A 19,501-nucleotide genomic window follows, 5' to 3' on the forward strand; every position below is an offset into this window, starting at 1 on the left:
TCCGAACAATGGTTCATCAGCCCCCGAGATCAAGAAACCGAGATACGACCCTGAATCAAACGGAGTGAGACGATGAACGGTGCGGAAAGCCTGGTGCGGACATTGGTGGCGGGCAATGTGGATGTCTGCTTTGCCAATCCGGGAACGTCGGAAATGCATTTCGTTGCGGCGCTCGACCGCGTCGAAGGCATGCGCTGCGTGCTCGGCCTGTTCGAAGGCGTCGTCACCGGCGCGGCGGATGGCTACTTCCGCATGAAGGGCACCCCGGCCTCGACGCTGCTGCATCTCGGTCCCGGCCTCGCCAATGGCCTTGCCAACCTGCACAATGCCAAGAAGGCCAATTCGGGCATCGTCAACATCGTCGGCCAGCATGCCGTCTATCACATCGAATACAACGCGCCGCTGACCTCGGACATCGAGGGCCTCGCCCGCCCGATGTCGCAGTGGGTGCACACCTCGCCGGATTCCAAGTCGGTGGCCAAGGACGGCGCCGCAGCAATTGCCGCCGCCAAGGATCGCCAGATCGCGACGCTGATCCTGCCCGCTGACACCGCATGGGGCGCGGCCGATGGTGTGGCGCCGGTGCCTGCCGAGAAGCAGAGCGCCGGCTATTCGGCACAGGCCGTCGAGACTGCCGCCAGGATCATGAAGGACGGTGGCGCCTCGACCCTGCTGCTGATGACCGGCCAGGGGCTGACCGAAAAGGGCCTGGCGCTGGCCGAGCAGATCGCCGGCAAGACCGGCTGCAAGGTGATGGGCCAGACCTACAATCCGCGCATGGCGCGCGGCCGTGGCCGCTTCTCCATCGATCGCATTCCCTATGTGATCGAAGCCGCACTTCCGCTGCTGAAGGACTTCAAGAACATCGTGCTGGTGGAAGCCAACGATCCCGTCGCCTTCTTCGCCTATCCGAACAAGCCGAGCATGCTGAAGCCGGAAGGCTGCGAAGTGCATCGCATCACCGCCGGCGGCGAGAACTCGATCGCTGCGCTCGAAGCACTGGCCGGCGCGCTCGGCGCCAAGCCGTCGGATGTGAAGCCGCAGAAGCTCGCCGAACTGGTGAAGCCGACCGGCGCGCTGAACCACACCACGATTGCGCAGGCGATTGCCTATGCGATCCCGGAAAACGCCATCATGGTCGATGAGTCGTTGACCACCGGTCGCGGATTCTTCCCGCCGACCGCAGCGGCTGCGCCGCATGACTGGCTGCAGAACATGGGCGGCTCGATCGGCTTCTCGACCCCGGTCGCCACCGGCGCCGCCGTGGCCTGCCCGGACCGCAAGGTGATCTGCATGGTCGGTGACGGCAGCGCGATGTACACGCTGCAGTCGCTGTGGACGCAGGCCCGCGAAGAGCTCGACATCACCACCATCGTGTTCGCCAACCGCAAGTATCAAATCCTGCTCGGTGAATTCGCAGGCGTCGATGCCGGCGAGCCCGGCCAGCGCGCGCTCGATATGCTCAATCTCGACCGTCCGACGCTCGACTGGGTGTCGCTCGCCAAAGGCATGGGCGTCCCCGGCGTTTCGGTGTCGAACGTCGACGACTTCAATAAAGCGCTCGCTAACGCGATCGCCGCGAAGGGTCCGAAGCTGATCGAAGTGGTGATGTAAGCGGCGGTTATCATCGCAGCTGACAAATACCCCGCTACCAAGCGGGGTGCCTGCCAAATAGAGAAAGGCTCCGGATCACTCCGGAGCCTTTTTTCGGCGCAACTCCACGCAGCGCTTTCTCCGGCAGGGATTGTGCTCTGCAACCTGGCGCATCGGGAACAATAGTTGTGAACATCGCGTTGCAGAGGGACAGCTACCGCACAGACAAGTTATTTCAGCGCACTCATAAGATCAGATGGCAAAAAATCGTTGGGACGACGAACAGATTGAAATTCTGAAAGGGCTTATCGCGCGTAAAGTATCGCTGGCCAGAGCCGCGGTGATCATGAAACGACCGCAGAGTTCCGTTCAGATCCAGGCACGCCGGCTCGGAGCACCATTCCCCGGTGTTCGCGCGACCAAGGCGCGGCTGAAAGCGCAAATCGATGAAGCCGAGAAGAAAGCGTTGCGGTGAAAAGCGCGATTGAGCTTGTGGTTGCCGCCTATGTCGATACGAACCAGCTAAGTGCGTTGCAAGATCTCAAGGTGCATCGCGAAACGCTGGCGGCGTCCGTCCGCAACAGAATGGACTTCAATTTCGGCGTGTTGCTTGGGCAGCTCGACGACGACATCCGCGAAATCGAAGCCGGTATTCGCCGATTGCGTGCTTCGATGGAAGCGCGGCCAGCGGTCGAGTCCTAAGGAGGTGCGCGTCGGTCACGTTGCCAAGTCCTCCGTCTGTTCGCTCCAGCGTAGATAGTCGCGTGGTGAAATTCCCATCGAGCGACGGAACATAGCGCTGAAGGCACTTGGACTATCATAGCCGAGATCGAGCGCCACATTGGTCACCGGCTCGCGCATGGTCAGGCGCGACAATGCTTCCATCAATCGCACCTGCTGGCGCCATTCGGCGAAGCTCATGCCGGTCTCGCGGCGAAACAGCCGCGTCAGCGTCCGTCGGCCGAGGCCGCCGATTTGCGACCAGGATTCCAGATCCTGATTGTTGCCGGGCTCGCGCAGGATCGCCTCGCAGATCCGCGCGAGGCGGCGATCCTGCGGCATCGGCGCACGCAATGGCACCGCAGGCATGCGGCCGATTTCGGCAAGCATCAAATTCATGATCTGGCCTTCGCGGCCATCCATATCGTATTCGGTCGGGAAGGTGACGGCCTCGTTGAGCAGCGCGCGTACCAGCGACGACACTTCCATCAATTGACACGAGGTCGGCAGGCCGACCGTCACGTCGGGTTCGACGTAAAGCGTGCGGAGCTGCACGGTGCCCCAGCAGCGGCTTTGATGGACGACGCCGGGCGGGATCCACAGCGCGTGCTGCGGCGATACGGTCCAACTGCCGGTTTCCGTGATCACGGTCATGACCCCGGTCAGGCCGTGGAGAAATTGCGCGCGGCGGTGGCTGTGCCGGACTCCGACGCCGCCCGAGGAGAATTCGGCAGCCATCGCAACCACCGGGCGTTGTGCGCCCTGGAGTGCATCGGCGCGGCGGCCGCTGGCCTCGAACCCGGAAAAACTCACCATGGCCGGCGGCGCGACGCGCTGGCGCGGCGTGTTGCACGAAATTGAAGAGATATGGCCCATACGCGACAAATCCTGACCCTGTGAAGACGGAGATGATGCGCCGACATCGTACCCTAGGATAGAGGTTTTGAGCGCATCGTTCCGGACGTTGCCATTCTCAAAGCAGGCTTCATGCCACTAGCGCGTTTTCCAGCGAAGTGGGTACCGGTTCGCGTTAAGAAAACGCGTAAAACAACAATCCTGAGCCCCGTTCCGATTCAATCGGAACGGAAAAGGCTCGGGCAGAAACAAACGCAGGAATTCGATGACCCGCATTACTCTCATGACAACCCTGTCCAACACGATGGGCTTTCTGGAAGACCACCTGAAGCGGGTGGTTCCCGGCGCGCTCGTGACCACTTGGCCGGAAGAGGGGGCGCTCGATGGGGAGGTTGTGGTCTGCTGGAAACCACCCGCGGGCGTGATGGCGACCATGCCGAATTTGCGGCTGATCCACTCCATCGCCGCCGGTGTGGACAATGTGTTGTCCGACACGGCGCTGCCGGACCGGCCGCTTTGCCGGATCGTGGATCCGCTGCTGGGCAAGGCGATGGCCGAATATGTGCTGTGGGGCACGCTGTATTTTCACCGCGAATTCGACCGCGTCTCCACCAATGCCCGTAATGGGCACTGGCATCGCTACGATCAGGTCGCTGCCGCCGACAAGCGCGTCGGCATCCTCGGTCTCGGCACCCTCGGAATCCAGGCTGCCACTCTGCTGAAATCGGTCGGCTACAAGGTCTCCGGCTGGTCGCGCTCCGCAAAACAGGTCGAGAGTGTGGACGTCTTCGCCGGCGACGCCGCGCTCGACGATTTCCTGGCACAGACCGATATCCTCGTCTGCCTGCTGCCGCTAACGCAGAGCACGATGGGAATCCTGAATGCTGATCGCTTTGCCCGCCTGCCGAAAGGGGCGGCACTTATCCTCTGCAGCCGAGGCGAGCATCTGAACGTTCCAGACCTCGTTGCCTCATTGCGATCGGGCCATCTGCGCGGCGCGGTTCTCGACGTGTTCGACAAGGAGCCGCTGCAGCCTGACAATCCTCTCTGGACGGAGCCGGGTATTCTGGTGACGCCGCACATGGCCGGATTGGCCAAACCGCGCGTCATTGCCGACCAGATTGCCGAGAATATCCGCCGTCTCAAGGCTGGAGAGATTCTACTCAACCGCGTCGATCCGGCACTGGGATACTGAATGCCTGCTCATTTACGGAACATGCTCGGTTCTCAGACAACGCCGGCCCGATCGCGATGATGATCGGCCCGGCGACGGCGGCGGCTTGAATTTTGCAAGCTCATCCTTGCGCGTCAGTGCAACCCTGACGTTCAACCCTCTGTGTCCATCGGGAGAGCTGAATGAATCGACGTGAGTTTGCGAAATTGCTGGGTCTGAGCGCTACGGCGCTGTCGGGCATCCCGCTCGGCATCGCCCGCGCCACGGGGCAGACCAGAGGCGGTACGCTCAATACGATCATTCAGCCCGAACCGCCGATCCTGGTTACGGCGATCAATCAGCAACAGCCGACCCTCACCGTCGGCGGCAAACTCTATGAGAGCCTGCTGCGCTACGATTTCGATCTCAAGCCAATTCCCGGCCTCGCCAAATCCTGGGAGGTTTCGCCGGACGGGCTGACCTACACATTCAAGCTGTTCCCGAACATCACGTTTCACGACGGCAAGCCGCTGACGTCGGAAGACGTGATTTTCACCATGACCAAGGTGCTGATGGAAACCCATGCGCGCGGTCGCGTGACATTTGCGCGCATCGCAAAGGCGGAAGCGCCCGATCCACTGACGGTGATCTTCACGCTGAAGTCGCCCTTCGCGCCGTTCCTGACGTCGCTGGATTGCACCACGGCGCCGATCCTGCCGAAGCACATCTATGAGGGGACCGACTATCGCAAGAATCCCGCCAATGCGCAGGCAATCGGCTGCGGTCCGTTCAAGCTCAAGGAGTGGGTCAAGGGATCGCACATCCATTTTGTCCGGCACGAAGGATACCATCGGCCCGGCGAGCCCTATCTCGACGAAATCATCTACCGCGCGATCCCCGATGGTGCGTCGCGTACCGTGGCGGTCGAGCAGGGCAAGGTGCAGCTGACGCAGTGGGGCGATATCGAATTCTTCGAGGTGCCGCGGCTGTCGAAACTGCCGAATTACGAGGTGTCCACCAAGGGCTACGAGTTCTTTGCGCCGCATCAATGGATCGAACTCAATAATCGCATCAAGCCGATGGACGACAAGCGTTTTCGTCAGGCCGTGATGCATGCGATCGACCGTAAGGCGATGCTGCAGCGAATCTATTTCGGGCTCGGCAAGCTGGCGACCGGCCCGATCTCGTCGAAGACACGGTTCTACGACAAGAACGTCAAGACCTATGACTACTCTGTCGATAAGGCGAAAGCGCTGCTCGACGAGATGGGGCTGAAGCCGGGTCCGGATGGCAAGCGCGTCACGCTGCGCTATCTGATCTCGCCGGTCAGCGAGGCCAATACGCGGGCCGCCGAATTCCTGCGCCAGTCACTCGGGCGCGTCGGCATCGATCTGCAATTGCAGACCACCGATATCGCCGGCTGGGCGCAAAAGTTCGCCGATTGGGATTACGATATGACCGGCAACCTGGTCTACCAGTTCGGCGATCCCGCGCTCGGCGTCGCGCGCACCTACATCACATCGAATATCAAGAAGGGCATTCTGTTCTCGAACACTGCCGGCTATTCCAATCCGGAAGTTGATCGCCTGTTCGAAGAAGCAGCCGTGGCAACATCCGATGACAAGCGGCAGGAGCTCTATAGCCAGGTCCAGAGAATTCTCGTTGAGGATGTTCCAGTGGTCTGGACGTTCGAGCAGGACTATCCGAACTTCATCGACAAGCGGCTGAAGAACGTGTTGTCGACGGCGATCGGGGTGCACGAGACGTTCGGGGCGGTGAGCTTCGGATGACGTTGAGCGCTTCAAATATCTTTGCTACAAAGGAATTAAGATGAACAGACGTGAATTTGCGAAGCTATTGGGTTTGAGTGCGGCGGCGCTTTCGGGAATTCCCCTCGGCGTCACCCGCGCCGTGGGTCAGACCAGGGGCGGCACGCTCAATACAATCATCCAGCCCGAGCCGCCGATCCTGGTGACGGCGCTCAACCAGCAGCAGCCGACGCTGACGCTGGGCGGCAAGATCTATGAGAGCCTGCTCCGCTACGGCGCCGATCTCAAGCCGCTGCCCGGTCTCGCTGAGTCCTGGACCGTTTCACCCGATGGCCTCGTCTATACGTTCAAGCTGTTTCCAGGCATCACCTTCCATGACGGCAAGCCGTTGACGTCGGAAGACGTGGTGTTCTCGGTGACCAAGGTCCTCGTCGAAACCCATGCGCGTGCGCGCGGCACCTTCCTGCGCATCGAAAAGGCTGAAGCGCCCGATCCACTCACGGTCGTGTTCACGCTGAAAGCGCCGTTCGCGCCGTTCCTCAATTCATTCGATTGCACCACCGCGCCGATCGTGCCGAAGCACATCTATGACGGCACCGATTTCCGCAAGAACCCGGCCAATGCGCAGGCGATCGGCTCGGGCCCGTTCAAACTCAAGGAATGGGTCAAGGGCTCACACGTTCATCTCGTCAAGCACGAAGGCTATTACCGCAAGGGCGAGCCGCATCTCGACGAGATCATCTACCGCGTCATTCCGGACGGCGCATCGCGCGCCGTCGCGCTCGAACAGGGCAAGGTCCAATTGACGCAGTGGACCGACGTTGAACTGTTCGATGTCGCGCGTCTTTCGAAGCTACCCAATGTCGAAATGACCACCAAGGGCTACGAGTTTTTCGCGCCGCATTTCTGGCTGGAGTTCAATCTTCGCGTCAAGCCGATGGACGACAAGCGCTTCCGTCAGGCGGTCATGTTCGCGGTCGATCGCAAAGCGCTGCTGCAACGCGTGTTCTTCAATCTCGGGAAGGTGGCGACCGGACCCGTTTCGTCGAAGACCCGGTTCTACGAAAAAGATGTCAAGCAGTACGACTACTCGCTGGACAAGGCGAAAGCCCTGCTCGACGAGATGGGCCTGAAGCCCGGCGCCGACGGCAAGCGCGTCACCATCAAGTTCCTGGTTCCGCCCTACGGCGAAATCTGGCAGCGCTCGGCTGAATATTTCAAGCAGTCGTTAGGTCGTGTCGGCATCGATCTGCAACTGGAGAATCTTGATCTTGCCGGCTGGGCCGAGCGGACCAGCAACTGGAATTACGAGATGACCTGTAATCTGCTGTACCAGTTCGGCGATCCCGCGCTTGGCGTGTCGCGCAGTTACATTACGGCGAATATCCGCAAGGGCATTCTGTTCTCAAATATCGCGGGCTATTCCAATCCGGAAGTAGACCGGCTATTCGAGGAAGCCGCCGTGGCGACCACTGACGCCAAACGTCAGGAACTCTATACGGCCGTGCAGAAAATCGTCGTAGAAGAAGTCCCGATCGCATGGATGGTCGAGCAAGACTTCCCCAACTTCATCGACAAGCGGTTGAAGAACGTCATCACCACCGGCATCGGTGTGCACGAGACTTTTGGAGCCGTGACGCTCGGTTGAAGCCGAAGTTACTGAAAGTCACTTGATGGCTTGGCTGTAGCCGGACGTGCAAGCGTCCGGCTACAGCCACTGTCAGGCGTCAATGTTTAAAGGAAGAGGCTATGAATAGACGTGAATTCGCGAAGCTGATGGGCGTGAGCGCGGTTGCGCTCTCGGGTATCCCCCTCGGCATCACTCGTGCCGCTGGCCAGACCAAGGGCGGCACGCTGAACACGATCATTCAGCCAGAGCCTCCGATCCTCGTCACGGCACTGAACCAGCAGCAGCCGACGCTGACACTGGGCGGCAAGATTTATGAGAGCCTGCTGCGCTACAGCCCCGATCTCAAGCCGCTTCCCGGTCTCGCACAGTCGTGGGAAGTGTCGCCGGACGGCCTGACTTATACATTCAAACTGTTCCCCGGCATTACCTTTCATGACGGCAAGCCGCTGACGGCTGACGACGTCATCTTCTCGATGACCAAGCTGCTGCCGGAGACCCATGCACGTGCGCGCGGTATTTACTCGCGCATCGAAAAGGCCGATGCGCCGGATCCGCTCACCGTGGTGTTCAAGCTGAAGTCGACCTTTGCCCCGTTCCTGACCGCGCTCGACTGCACGACGGGTCCGATCGTGCCCAAGCATATCTATGACGGCACCGAATATCGCAAGAACCCGGCCAATGCACAGGCGATCGGCTCAGGCCCGTTCAAGCTCAAGGAATGGGTGAAGGGCTCGCACGTTCATCTCGTCAAACACGAAGGCTACTACCGCAAGGATCAGCCGTATCTCGACGAAATCATCTACCGCATCATTCCCGACTCGGCATCGCGCGCCGTCGCGCTGGAGCAGGGTAAGATCCAGCTGACGCAGTGGAACGACATCGAAATGTTCGATGTGGCGCGGCTGTCGAAGCTGCCGAATTTCGAGATGACCACCAAGGGCTACGAATATTTCGCACCGCATCAGTGGCTCGAGCTCAACAACCGCATCAAGCCGATGGACGACAAGCGTTTCCGTCAGGCTATTGCCTATGCGCTCGATCTGAAATCGATGGCGCAGCGCGTTTACTTCGGCCTGCCCAAGGTCGCGACCGGTCCGGTGTCGTCGGCGACCAGGTTCTACGAGAAGGACGTCAAGCGCTACGACTACTCGCTGGACAAGGCGAAGGCGCTGCTCGACGACATGGGCTTGAAGCCCGGTGTTGGCGGTAAGCGGGTCACGATCAAGTATCTGACCCCGCCCTACGGCGAAATCTATCAGCGCGCGGCTGAGTTCATTCGCCAGTCGCTCGGCCGCGTCGGCATCGACGTGCAGATCGAGAACACCGATGTCGGTGGCTGGGCCGAGAAGTTCAGCAACTGGGACTACGAGATGACGGGCAACCTGGTCTATCAGTTCGGCGATCCCGCACTCGGCGTGTCGCGCACCTACATCTCGTCGAATATCAAGAAGGGCATCCTATTCTCGAACACGGCAGGCTATTCCAATCCGGAAGCCGACCGTCTGTTCGAGGAAGCCGCAACCTCTACATCCGAGGCCAAGCGTCAGGAACTCTACAGCCAGGTGCAGAAGATTCTGGTCGAGGACGTTCCGGTGGTCTGGATGTTCGAGCAGGCCTATCCGACCTTTATCGAGAAGCGCCTCAAGAACGTGACTGCAACAGCGATCGGCGTGCATGAATCGTTCAGCGACGTGAGCTTCGGATGACGGCGGTATCGGTCGATGCAAAAGGCGGTCGCGTTTTCGCGATCGCCCTCGCGCTAGCGGGATGGGTTGTCAAATTCGTCGCGGTCGTTCTGGTCATTGCGACCTTCAACTTCATTCTGGTGCACGCCGCACCCGGCGATCCCGCGCAGGTGATCGCCGGCCAGAGCGGCGCATCCGACGAAAAGCTTCTGGCGCAGCTGCGCGCTGAATACGGGCTCGACAAGCCCTATCCGATTCAGCTCGCCACCTATCTGAAGCGCGTCGTGACGCTGGACCTCGGCTATTCCTATCGCCAGCAGCGGACCGTGGCGTCGCTCATTCTCGAGCGCTTGCCAGCGACGCTACTGCTGACGGCGACGGCTTTCAGCCTCGCGCTTCTGTCAGGCATCATTCTTGGCACGCTAGCCGGTGTCCGCGCCGGCAAGTGGTCCGACACGGTGCTGACCGTCGTGTCGTTGCTGCTTTATGCAACGCCGGTGTTTTGGCTTGGCCTGATGCTGGTTTTGCTGTTTTCGGTGCAACTCGATTGGCTGCCGGCGTTTGGTTACGTGACCATCGGTGTGCCGATGACCGCACTGCAGCGCATGGTCGACATCGGTTGGCATTTGATCCTGCCGGCGGTGTCACTCGCGGCCGTCTATCTCGCGATCTACACCCGCCTGATGCGCTCGTCGGTGCTGGACGTCACCCATCAGGATTTCATCAAGACCGCCAAGGCCAAGGGCCTGAAGCAGGGCCGCATCATCATTCGACATATTCTGCGCAATGCGATGCTGCCCATCGTAACCGTTGCCGGCATGCAGGCTGGTGCACTGGTGGGCGGTGCGGTGGTGATCGAGACCGTGTTCGCCTGGCCGGGTCTCGGCCGTCTGATCTATGACGCGCTCTTGCAACGCGATTATCCGGTGTTGCTGGGCGTGTTCCTGGTGATGTCGGTGATCGTGATCGCGCTCAATCTGCTCACCGATGCGATCTACCGGGTGATCGATCCGCGCGTCTCCGTGCGCGCGGCATCGTGAACGGGATTATATGATGTCTACGCTCAAATCGTTTCTCCGCCATCCCACCGGGATGATTGGTCTGATCGTCCTCCTCGCGGTGGTCCTCCTCGCGGTGACGGCCCCGTGGCTGTTCCCCGACGATCCCTGGGACATGGTCGGCGCGCCGTTCCAGCCGCCGTTCAGCGAAGGGCTCTGGCTTGGCTCCGACATGCTCGGTCGCGACGTGGCGGCCGGCATCGCGCATGGTGCGCGGATTTCGCTGATCATCGGCGTCATCTCGACGCTGACCTCGCTGGTTATCGGCGTCACCATCGGCGCAACCGCCGGCTATTTCGGCGGCAAGGTCGATGAGGTGATGATGCGCATCACCGAGCTGTTCCAGACCATCCCGGGCTTCATTCTCGCCATCTTGCTGGTCGCGACCATCGGGCCGAAGATCTCCAACATCATCTTCGCCATTGGCATTGTCAGCTGGCCGCCGCTGGCACGTTTGACGCGCGCGGAATTCATGCGGTTGCGTGGACGTGAATTCGTCCAGGCTGCGGTCTGCCAGGGCCAGCGTCCGCTGACCGTGGTGCTGCGGCGCATCCTGCCGAACGCGATCTCGCCGATTATCGTCACCGGATCGCTCGCGGTTGCCAGCGCCATCCTGATCGAGAGCGCCTTGAGTTTCATGGGTCTCGGCGACCCCAACCTGATGTCGTGGGGCTTCATGATCGGTGCCGCCCGTACCGTGATCCGTCAGGCATGGTGGATGAGCGTGTTTCCCGGCCTCGCCATCCTGCTCACCGTGCTCGCCATCAATCTCGTGGGTGAAGGTCTCAACGACACGCTGAACCCCCGTATCTCACGCAAGCGATAGTATTCATGACCGACAAAACACTGCTTGCCATCGAGAACGTCTCCATCAGCCTGCCGCCGGGCGCTGATCGTCCTTTTGCGATCGAAGGCGTGTCGCTGACTGTCAACCGCAATGAGATCGTCTGCCTGGTCGGAGAGTCCGGCTCCGGCAAGTCTATGACCGCACATGCGATCCTGCGACTGCTGCCCGACCGAACGGGCGTTGCGCAGGGCAGCATCAGCTTCAATGGTAACGACATCGCCAAGGCCGATGAGCCGACAATGCGCAAGCTGCGCGGCGGCGCGATCTCGATGATTTTCCAGGAGCCACTCAGCGCGCTCAATCCGCTGGCCCGTGTCGGCCAGCAGATTGCGGAATCGATCATCACACACACCAAGCCGACGCCGTCCAAAGAGGCGGTGGATGCGCGCGTGCAGGAGTTGATCCGGGACGTTGGCCTGCCGGATCCGGTGGCGCTCGCGCGCAGCTTTCCGTTCCAGCTCTCGGGCGGCCAGCGTCAGCGCATCATGATCGCGATGGCGATGGCGAATAATCCGGCGTTGCTGCTGGCCGACGAGCCGACCACGGCGCTCGACGTCACCACGCAGAAGCAGATTCTCGCGCTGGTGAAGAAGCTTCAGTCGGAGCGCGGCATGGGCGTGCTGCTGATCACCCACGATTTTGGCGTCGTTGCCGATGTCGCTGATCGCGTCGTGGTCATGCGCAACGGCCGTGTCGTTGAGCAGGGCACCGTCGACGAGGTCCTGCGTAATCCGAAGGACGATTACACCAAGAGCCTGATCGCCGCCGTCCCCGGCGCGCGCTCGCTGACCAAAGCTGATCGCAAGATCACGGGCGAGCCATTGCTGGATGCGGTCGGCCTGAACAAGACCTTCATCACCAAGCAGGGCATGTTCCTGCCGCCGCGTCGGACCGATGCAGTGCAGAACATCTCGCTTGGTCTGAAGGCGCGCGAGACCGTGGCCATCGTCGGCGAGTCCGGTTCGGGCAAGTCCACGCTGGGTCGGTTGATCATGCGGCTGATCGAGCCTGACACTGGCTCGGTTCATTTCGATGGCAAGGATCTGCTGTCACAGCGCGGCGAGCGGTTGCGCCAGATGCGCCGCAAGATTCAGATCGTGTTCCAGGATCCCTTCGCGGCTCTCGATCCGCGGCAGAAGGTCGGCGACGCGATTGCCGGCGGCCCGATTGCCTATGGCACGCCCTCCAAGGAAGCCATGGCCGATGCCAAGCGCCTGCTGGCCCGCGTTGGCCTACAGGAGAGCGCAGCCAACCGCTATCCGCACGAATTCTCCGGCGGTCAGCGGCAGCGCATCTGTATCGCGCGTGCGCTGGCCCTGAAGCCTTCGGTGTTGGTCGCAGATGAAGCCGTCTCGGCGCTCGACGTGTCGGTGCAGGCGCAGGTGCTGCAGCTTCTCGCCGAACTGCGCGAGGAGATGAACCTCGCCATGATCTTCATCACTCATGACTTGCGTGTCGCCGCTGAAATCGCCGACCGCATCGTGGTGATGCGGCGCGGCGAGATCGTCGAGCAGGGCGAAACGCAGAAGATCTTCCAGAATCCGAGCGACGCTTATACGCGTGCGCTGCTGGATGCGATTCCCGGCCGTGCGATGTTTGCTGGTCCAGGTGCCAGGCAGGCAGAAGTCGCTTCCGCATAAAATTAGGCCCGCCAGACTCTGCGTTTGGCGGGCTTTGTAATTCTACCAGGTCAATCCAGCTTGACGTTGGCCTCGGTTACGACCTTGCGCCAGCGCGCCACCTCGGCCGACACCATCTTGCCGAAGTCGGCACCGGCCACATCGGGCACATCGGAGCCGTTGCGTTCCCACGCTTCCTTGATCGCCGGCACCTGCAATGCAGCTTTCAATTCCTTCGCCATGCGCTCGACCACGTCGGGCGGCGTGCCCTTGGGGGCGAACAGCCCGTACCAGGTGGCGACTTCATAATTCGGCAAACCGGCTTCCGCCGCGGTCGGCAGATCGGGGAAGGCTGCCACGCGCTTCGGAGCTGCGATCGCCAGCGCGCGGAGTTGTCCGGCGCGGATTGGCGCAGCCGATGAGCCGAGACCGTCGAACACGACGGGCACGTGACCGGCGATCAGGTCCTGCATGGCCGGTCCGGCGCCGCGATAGGGCACGTGCTGGATCTTGGTCTGGGTCAGGATCTTGAACAGCTCGCCGGCCAGATGATGCGTGGTGCCGGCGCCGGCCGATCCATAAGAGAGCTTGTCCGGATTGGCCTTCGCATAGGCGATGAATTCACCGAGCGTCTTGGCGGAGACCTTGTCGGGATTGACCACGATGACCTGTGGCGGCCGTGCGATCAGCGCCACCGGGATGAAGTCCTTCTCGATGTCGTAGTCAAGGGTGGGATAGAGCGACGGCGCGATCGCGTGATGCGCGGCACCCATGAAGAAGGTGTAGCCGTCCGGTGCGGCCTTGGCGGCCGCCGAGGCGCCGACCGTGCCGCCGGCACCGGCGCGGTTCTCGATGATGACGCGCTTGCCGAGCTGGGTGTCGAGCTGCGCCGCCAGTGGCCGCGCAAAGGCATCGGTGCCGCCGCCGGCAGCGAAGGGAACGATGAAGGTGACTTGTTTTTGCGGCCACTGGGCGTGCGCGCCGGTCGTGATCGCAGAACAGCTCGCCATGACGGCAAGCAAGGCAACGTGAACGACTTTGATCCGCACGGAATCCTCCCGATTTTATTGCGTCATTGGGGACGCTTGGTCTTATGTTCTGCGAGATAAGGCGCGGATGCAAGGTATCCGGCGCCGGTACAACTCACACTATAGTCTGTATGGTTACGCCAATGGAACCGGACAAGGCCGACAGTTGGGGCCTTTCGCCGCTGGCCACCCGCGGCTAGGCGCCGGCGGCCATTTTTTCCGCGGCGATCATCTCGATATGCGGAACTGCATCGACGAGCTCGCGAGTATAGGAGGTTTTCGGGCTGTCGAACAGCTGATGACTCTCGCCTTCTTCGACGATGGCGCCGTTGCGCAGCACGATGGTCCGCTGACACATCATGCGCACGACGTTGAGATCGTGGCTGACGAACAGGAAGGCGAGATTGTCTTCGCGGCGCAACCGGTCAAGGAGCTGCAACACCACGGCCTGAACGGAGACGTCGAGCGCGGCCGTCGGCTCGTCCAGCACCAGAAGCTTCGGCCGGCAGGCAATCGCGCGCGCGATGCCGATGCGGGCTTTCTGGCCGCCCGACAGCTGGTGCGGAAACCGTTCCAGCAGATTGGCAGGCAGGCCGACGCGGTGAGCGCATTCGCCGACGCGCTGGCGCAACGCCGCTCCATTGCGCATGCCGAGCAGGCGGATCAGCGGATGCGCGATACAGTCGAAGGCGTTGAAACGCGGATTAAGGCTGTCGTTCGGGTCCTGGAAGACGATCTGGATCTCGCGGCGCTGCGGCGCCCGGTGGAATTCGCGCGCGGGAATATGGCTGATCGACTGGCCGTTGAAATTGATGGTGCCTTCGCTCTGATCGAGCAGGCGGCAGATCATGCGCGAGGTCGTGCTCTTGCCGGAGCCGGACTCGCCGACCAGGCCGACGCTTTCGCCGGGCGCGATGGCCATCGAGAAATTTGCGACACCGACAGTGCCGTCGTCGAAACGTTTGACGAGATCGAGAACTTCCAGCAGCGGCGGCGTGCCATGCGCCGGCTTTGGCGGCGGAGCGAGGGGGACGGCCGGCACCAGCAGCTTCTCGTCGTCGGTCACGAGATCCTCTACCCGCGAGGTCGCGGTTGGCGACGCTGCGACGAGCCGCTTGGTGTAGGGATGCTGCGGCGACCGGAACAGCGTCAAGGCGTCGGCCTCCTCAACCAGTCTGCCCTGTTCCATCACCACGACGCGGCGGCAATAGCGGGCGGCGAGGCCCAGATCGTGGGTGATGAGGATCGTCGCCATGCCCCGCTCGGCGGCGATGCTGGCGAGGAGATCCATCACCACTTTCTGCGTGGTGACGTCGAGGCCGGTGGTCGGTTCGTCGGCAATTAGTAGTGCCGGATTGCTGGATATCGCCATGGCGATCATGACGCGTTGGCACATGCCGCCAGAGAGTTCGTGCGGATAGGCGTTCATCCGCTTTTCGGGATCGCGGATTTTCACGGCGCGCAGCAGTTCGAGCGATTCTGCTCGAGCCTCCGATGCGGAGATCTTGCGATGCGCCAGAATGGCATCGGCGATCTGCTGGCCGATCGCGCGGATCGGGTTCAGCGCGCCGCGCGGATTCTGGAAGATCATGGCCATCGCCGAGCCGTGCATCTCGCGCAGGCTGGCGCTGGTCATCTTGGTGATGTCGCGATCACGGAAACTGATGCGGCCGCCGGAAATTTTACCCGATGCATCCAGCAGGCGCGTCATCGCAAAACCCGTGACGGATTTTCCGGAGCCGCTCTCACCGACGATCCCCAGCGTTTCGCCCTCGGCAAGCGACAACGAAATTCCGCGCACGGCCTCAACCGGGCCGCGGCGCGTTGAAAAGGTGACCTGAAGATTCTCCATATCGAGCAGCGGTTTTGGTGTCGTCATCACGTTCGCTGTCTCGGATCAAGAATATCACGCAGCCCGTCGCCGAGCAGATTGAAGCAAAGCACGGCGAGCATCAGCGCCAGGCCGGGGAACGCTACCAGCCACCATTTTCCGGTGGAGATGAAGCGCGCGCCTTCCGCGACCATAATGCCCCATTCCGGCGTCGGTGGTTTCACGCCAAGGCCAATGAACGAGAGACCGGCGGCATTGATGATGGCCCAGCCGAGATTGAGCGACATCTGCACCACCATGGCCGGCAGCACATTGGGCAACAGAAAGCGCAGCACCACCGAGACATGGCTGTCGCCGCAAGCGCGAGCGGCCTCGACCCAGCCGAGGTTGCGGCGCACGTTCACTTCTGCGCGTGCAAAGCGGATATAGAACGGCAGGTTGATGATTGCGGTGGCGATCACGATGTTCTCGACGCGATTGCCGAGGGCAGCGACCATGGCCATGGCCAGCACGAATAGCGGGAATGCCATCAGCACGTCGACGAAGCGGCCAACAGCGCGATCCAGCTTGCCGCCCGAATAGCCGCAGAGGGCACCGATGACGGCGCCCAGCGCGAAGGAGATGCCGACCGCAGAGACGGCGATGGCAAGGTCGAGCTGTGCGGCGACGATGATGCGGCTGAACACATCACGGCCGAGCTGGTCGGTGCCGGCCCAATGCGCGGCACTCGGCGGCATTAGGGCGTTTTGAACGTTCGATGCGATGGGATCATAGGGTACGATCCACGGACCGAAGATGCCGACAAAGATCAGCAGCGCGGCGCCGATGGCGGCGATGCCGGTGATGGGGTTGCCACGCAGGATGAAGGCGGCGTGTTGAAGTGTTGCGCTGCTCATCCGATGGAGATCCTGGGATCGGCGATGCCGTAGAGCACATCGACAACGAGATTGACGATAACGAAGACCGACGCCATCAGCAGCACGAAGCCTTGCACCGGTGCGTAGTCCGACGACAGCAGCGCGTCGAGCGCGTAGGAGGCGACGCCTGGCCAGGAAAACACTTTCTCCACCAGCACATTGGCGCCGAGCATGGTCGAGAACACGATGCCGGCAATGGTGATGACAGGCAGGATCGCATTACGCAGCGCATAGGTGACGATGATCCGCCACCATGACAGGCCGACAGAACGCGCGGTGCGAACGAAGTCGCTGCCGAGCGAGGCCAGCATCGAGGCGCGGGTGATACGCGCCAATGGCGCGATAACAAACAGCGCCATGGTACAGGCCGGCAGGATCAATTGCTTGAACGCGGCCCACCAGCCATCGAAGTCGCCGGCGAGCGCAAAGTCGATCAACAGGAAACCGGTATGTGCTGGCGGCAGCGTCGTGAAGATATCGACGCGCCCGGTCGGATCGGGCGACACGCCGAACAGATAATAGAAGATATAGATCAGCAGCAGGCCCGACACGAAGGTCGGGACACAGACCCCGAGCGCGCAGAAGAGCCTCACGCCGTGATCGACCAGCGATCCTGGTTTCAGTGCTGCAAGGACACCCAGCGGGATTGCGAGAACAAGTGCGATCAGAAGTGCCGAGAAGGTGAGTTCGAGGGAGGCTGGCAGGCGCTCACGCAAGTCCTTTGTGACATTCTGGCCTGTCATCAGCGAACGGCCAAGATTGCCGCGGCCGACATCATACAGATAAAGGAACAGTTGCTGTGGGACGGGCTTGTCGAGACCCATCTGTTTGCGGATGGTCTCGATCTCTTCCTTGCCGGAGTTGGGTCCCGAGGCAAAGAACACGGCGGGATCGCCCGGCAAGACGCGCATCAGCAGGAAGGTGAAGATCAGCACGCCGAACAATGCAGGAAGCGAGGATGCGAAGCGTCGCGCTGCACGGATGGCCGTTGCGCCCAGAGTCGTCATGATTGGTTACTCGTAGTCATGGGCAGCTCACTGCAGGTAAGTTCGCAAGCTGCGTAGATCCGAAGCGCCGCTGAGGGGCGCTTCGGGATTCGCTCGCATGGTGCTCGGAAAATCACTTCCGGCTGAGGTCGCGGTAATCGACCTGGCGATGGAACTGATAAGTGTAGCCCGTCAGGTTCGAGGCCATCACCGCGTCCTGGCTCGGCTGCCACAGCGGAATCTGGGGCATCAGGTCGAAATTCATCGCGTTCAGCACCTTGCCGTCGGCTTCGTACTTGGCCTTGTCAGCCTCGAAACGAGCCTTCTGCGCGACCGCGGTCAGTTCGGCATTGTCGATAGAGCTGTAGTTCCAGCGCTGATTGCCGGTGTAGAAGTTGCGGTAGAAGTAGTCGGTCGACGGCAGCCAGGCAACGATGCCTTCGGTGAAGAAGGGTAGCTTCTTCTCGGTGATCTGCGTCGACATCTGTGCGTCCGGCAGCTTCTGGATATCGACCTTGATGCCGATCTTGGCTAGCGATTCCTTTAGCAGTGCAGCCATCGGCTCAGCCGTCGCCGACTGGCCGACATTGAAGCTGAACGTGGTCGAGAAACCGTCCGGATAGCCTGCGGCCTTCAGATAGGCCTTGGCCTTTTCGATATCGAGTTTGATCGGCTGCTTGATCGGGAACGCGCCCGATGGCGGCTTGCCGTCGGCCCAGGTCGCGCCGGCCAGCAAATCACCGCGGCTGAACAGCGCCGCCTTGAACATGTCGTCATAAGGCAGCGCATATGCCACGGCACGGCGCACGTCCGGCTTGTCGAAGGGCGGCATCTGGTTGTTCATCGAGATGAAGGTGATGGCGTTATACTGCGGCGTCGAGATCACCTGCAGCTTGCCCTTGGCCTCTAACGCCTGCGCATCGCTGGCCTGCAGGTCGATGACGATATCAGCGTCACCCTTCTCAACTAGGTTGGCGCGCGTTGCCGGCTCTGGCACCGATTGGATGATCAGGCGCTTGAAGAAGGCCTGCTTACTGCCGGGCGCGCGATTCCATGCGTCATTACGCTTGAGGATGACCTGCTCGCCGGGCTTGAAGGTCTCGACGATATAGGCGCCGGACCCGGCGGTGTTTTCCTTGAGCCAAGCCTGTGCCCACGGATCTTCCTCGGTGGCGTGGGCCTTGGCGAGTTTCGAGTTGATGATGATCGGATAGACCGTGGCGAGGTTTGGCAGCGCCAGTTTGTCCGGCTGCGGCAGTGTTACTTCGAATGTCGTGGGATCGATCACCTTGAACTGGCTGGCATCGGTGAGCGAACCGGTCAGCAGCTGCGCCTTGCCAAGGATCTTGGCGGTGACGGCGCGGTCGAGCGACCACTTCACGTCTTCGGCCGTGACCGGCGAACCGTCCTGGAATTTCGCATCGCTGCGCAGCTTGAAGGTGATTTTCAGGCCATCCGGGCTGACCGTGTAGGACTCTGCGAGTTCGCCGCGGATGGTGTCCAGATCGAACACCCATTTGCCATTCAGTTGCTTGCGGCCGAACGACACCAGACGATCATAGGTCGAGAGGCTGACAGCGAAGGCTTCGCGGGTCGAGCCGGGAATATTGGGATCGAGCGTGTTGACGGCGGCGCCGGTCACGTAACGCAGCGTCTCGGCGCGGGTCTGCGCCTTGGCAGGAACGGCAGCGGTGAAAAATGCCAGCGCTGCGGCGGCGCCGAGCATCTGCTTGGAATAGATCAGTCCCATAACCCTATCCTCTGAATTCGACGGAAACTCTGAACGGACTCGTCAGTGCCGAGGCTGTCG

General features: G+C 61.4%; 16 protein-coding genes. 10 read left to right on the top strand and 6 right to left on the bottom strand.

The window, feature by feature from the left end; translation table 11 throughout:
* Nucleotides 1-72 precede the first annotated feature (72 nt).
* From AB7783_RS01460 to AB7783_RS01470, 3 genes are all read left to right on the top strand, one after another.
* Nucleotides 73-1,614 (top strand): acetolactate synthase large subunit, encoded by a 1,542-nt coding sequence (locus tag AB7783_RS01460; protein WP_089268028.1) that lies wholly within the window; start codon nt 73-75, stop codon nt 1,612-1,614.
* 235 nt (nt 1,615-1,849) lie between these two features.
* On the top strand, nt 1,850-2,068 hold the full coding sequence (locus AB7783_RS01465; RefSeq protein WP_068737424.1) for a hypothetical protein: 219 nt from the start codon (nt 1,850-1,852) through the stop codon (nt 2,066-2,068).
* Between the two features lie 17 nt (nt 2,069-2,085).
* Entirely contained in the window at nt 2,086-2,295 is a 210-nt protein-coding gene (locus AB7783_RS01470; protein ID WP_139285955.1) for a hypothetical protein, read from the top strand.
* A 15-nt stretch (nt 2,296-2,310) separates the two neighbouring features.
* On the opposite strand, the gene AB7783_RS01475 is transcribed toward AB7783_RS01470, so the two are convergent.
* Nucleotides 2,311-3,189 carry an AraC family transcriptional regulator gene (locus AB7783_RS01475; RefSeq protein WP_441276598.1) on the bottom strand — a complete coding sequence of 293 codons (879 nt, stop codon included), beginning with the start codon at nt 3,187-3,189 and terminating at the stop codon, nt 2,311-2,313.
* A 244-nt stretch (nt 3,190-3,433) separates the two neighbouring features.
* Between AB7783_RS01475 and AB7783_RS01480 the strand changes: the two genes are divergently transcribed.
* The 7 genes from AB7783_RS01480 (at nt 3,434) to AB7783_RS01510 (ending at nt 12,950) form a co-directional block, all read left to right on the top strand.
* Entirely contained in the window at nt 3,434-4,363 is a 930-nt protein-coding gene (locus AB7783_RS01480; RefSeq protein ID WP_441276599.1) for a 2-hydroxyacid dehydrogenase, read from the top strand.
* 161 nt (nt 4,364-4,524) lie between these two features.
* Nucleotides 4,525-6,111, top strand: coding sequence for an ABC transporter substrate-binding protein (locus tag AB7783_RS01485; RefSeq protein WP_441276600.1), 1,587 nt, complete (start codon nt 4,525-4,527; stop codon nt 6,109-6,111).
* A gap of 40 nt (nt 6,112-6,151) precedes the next feature.
* Entirely contained in the window at nt 6,152-7,738 is a 1,587-nt protein-coding gene (locus AB7783_RS01490) for an ABC transporter substrate-binding protein (RefSeq protein ID WP_441276601.1), read from the top strand.
* A gap of 101 nt (nt 7,739-7,839) precedes the next feature.
* The gene (locus AB7783_RS01495; RefSeq protein ID WP_441276602.1) at nt 7,840-9,426 is read left to right on the top strand and encodes an ABC transporter substrate-binding protein; all 1,587 of its coding nucleotides are present in this window, start codon (nt 7,840-7,842) and stop codon (nt 9,424-9,426) included.
* Entirely contained in the window at nt 9,423-10,445 is a 1,023-nt protein-coding gene (locus AB7783_RS01500; protein ID WP_441276603.1) for an ABC transporter permease, read from the top strand. Before AB7783_RS01495 ends, AB7783_RS01500 begins: the two co-directional genes overlap by 4 nt.
* Nucleotides 10,446-10,458: 13 nt before the next feature.
* Nucleotides 10,459-11,289 (top strand): ABC transporter permease, encoded by an 831-nt coding sequence (locus tag AB7783_RS01505; RefSeq protein ID WP_120289223.1) that lies wholly within the window; start codon nt 10,459-10,461, stop codon nt 11,287-11,289.
* A 5-nt stretch (nt 11,290-11,294) separates the two neighbouring features.
* A complete protein-coding gene (locus AB7783_RS01510; RefSeq protein WP_441276604.1) occupies nt 11,295-12,950 on the top strand; it encodes a dipeptide ABC transporter ATP-binding protein in 1,656 nt (551 codons plus the stop codon).
* 50 nt (nt 12,951-13,000) lie between these two features.
* Here the strand turns inward: AB7783_RS01510 and AB7783_RS01515 are convergent, their stop codons facing one another.
* From AB7783_RS01515 to AB7783_RS01535, 5 genes are all read right to left on the bottom strand, one after another.
* Complete coding sequence (locus AB7783_RS01515; RefSeq protein WP_441276605.1) at nt 13,001-13,978, bottom strand: Bug family tripartite tricarboxylate transporter substrate binding protein; 978 nt, start codon at nt 13,976-13,978, stop codon at nt 13,001-13,003.
* 175 nt (nt 13,979-14,153) lie between these two features.
* The gene (nikE, locus tag AB7783_RS01520; RefSeq protein ID WP_441276606.1) at nt 14,154-15,836 is read right to left on the bottom strand and encodes a nickel ABC transporter ATP-binding protein NikE; all 1,683 of its coding nucleotides are present in this window, start codon (nt 15,834-15,836) and stop codon (nt 14,154-14,156) included.
* On the bottom strand, nt 15,836-16,684 hold the full coding sequence (locus AB7783_RS01525) for an ABC transporter permease (protein ID WP_068737405.1): 849 nt from the start codon (nt 16,682-16,684) through the stop codon (nt 15,836-15,838). Before AB7783_RS01525 ends, nikE begins: the two co-directional genes overlap by 1 nt.
* Complete coding sequence (locus AB7783_RS01530; protein ID WP_170849808.1) at nt 16,681-17,712, bottom strand: ABC transporter permease; 1,032 nt, start codon at nt 17,710-17,712, stop codon at nt 16,681-16,683. Before AB7783_RS01530 ends, AB7783_RS01525 begins: the two co-directional genes overlap by 4 nt.
* A 112-nt stretch (nt 17,713-17,824) precedes the next feature.
* Nucleotides 17,825-19,441 (bottom strand): ABC transporter substrate-binding protein, encoded by a 1,617-nt coding sequence (locus AB7783_RS01535; protein WP_441276607.1) that lies wholly within the window; start codon nt 19,439-19,441, stop codon nt 17,825-17,827.
* Between the last annotated feature and the right edge of the window lie 60 nt (nt 19,442-19,501).

Origin of the sequence: Tardiphaga sp. 172_B4_N1_3 (assembly GCF_052076035.1) — a bacterium.
In the GTDB taxonomy this organism is placed as follows: domain Bacteria; phylum Pseudomonadota; class Alphaproteobacteria; order Rhizobiales; family Xanthobacteraceae; genus Tardiphaga; species Tardiphaga robiniae.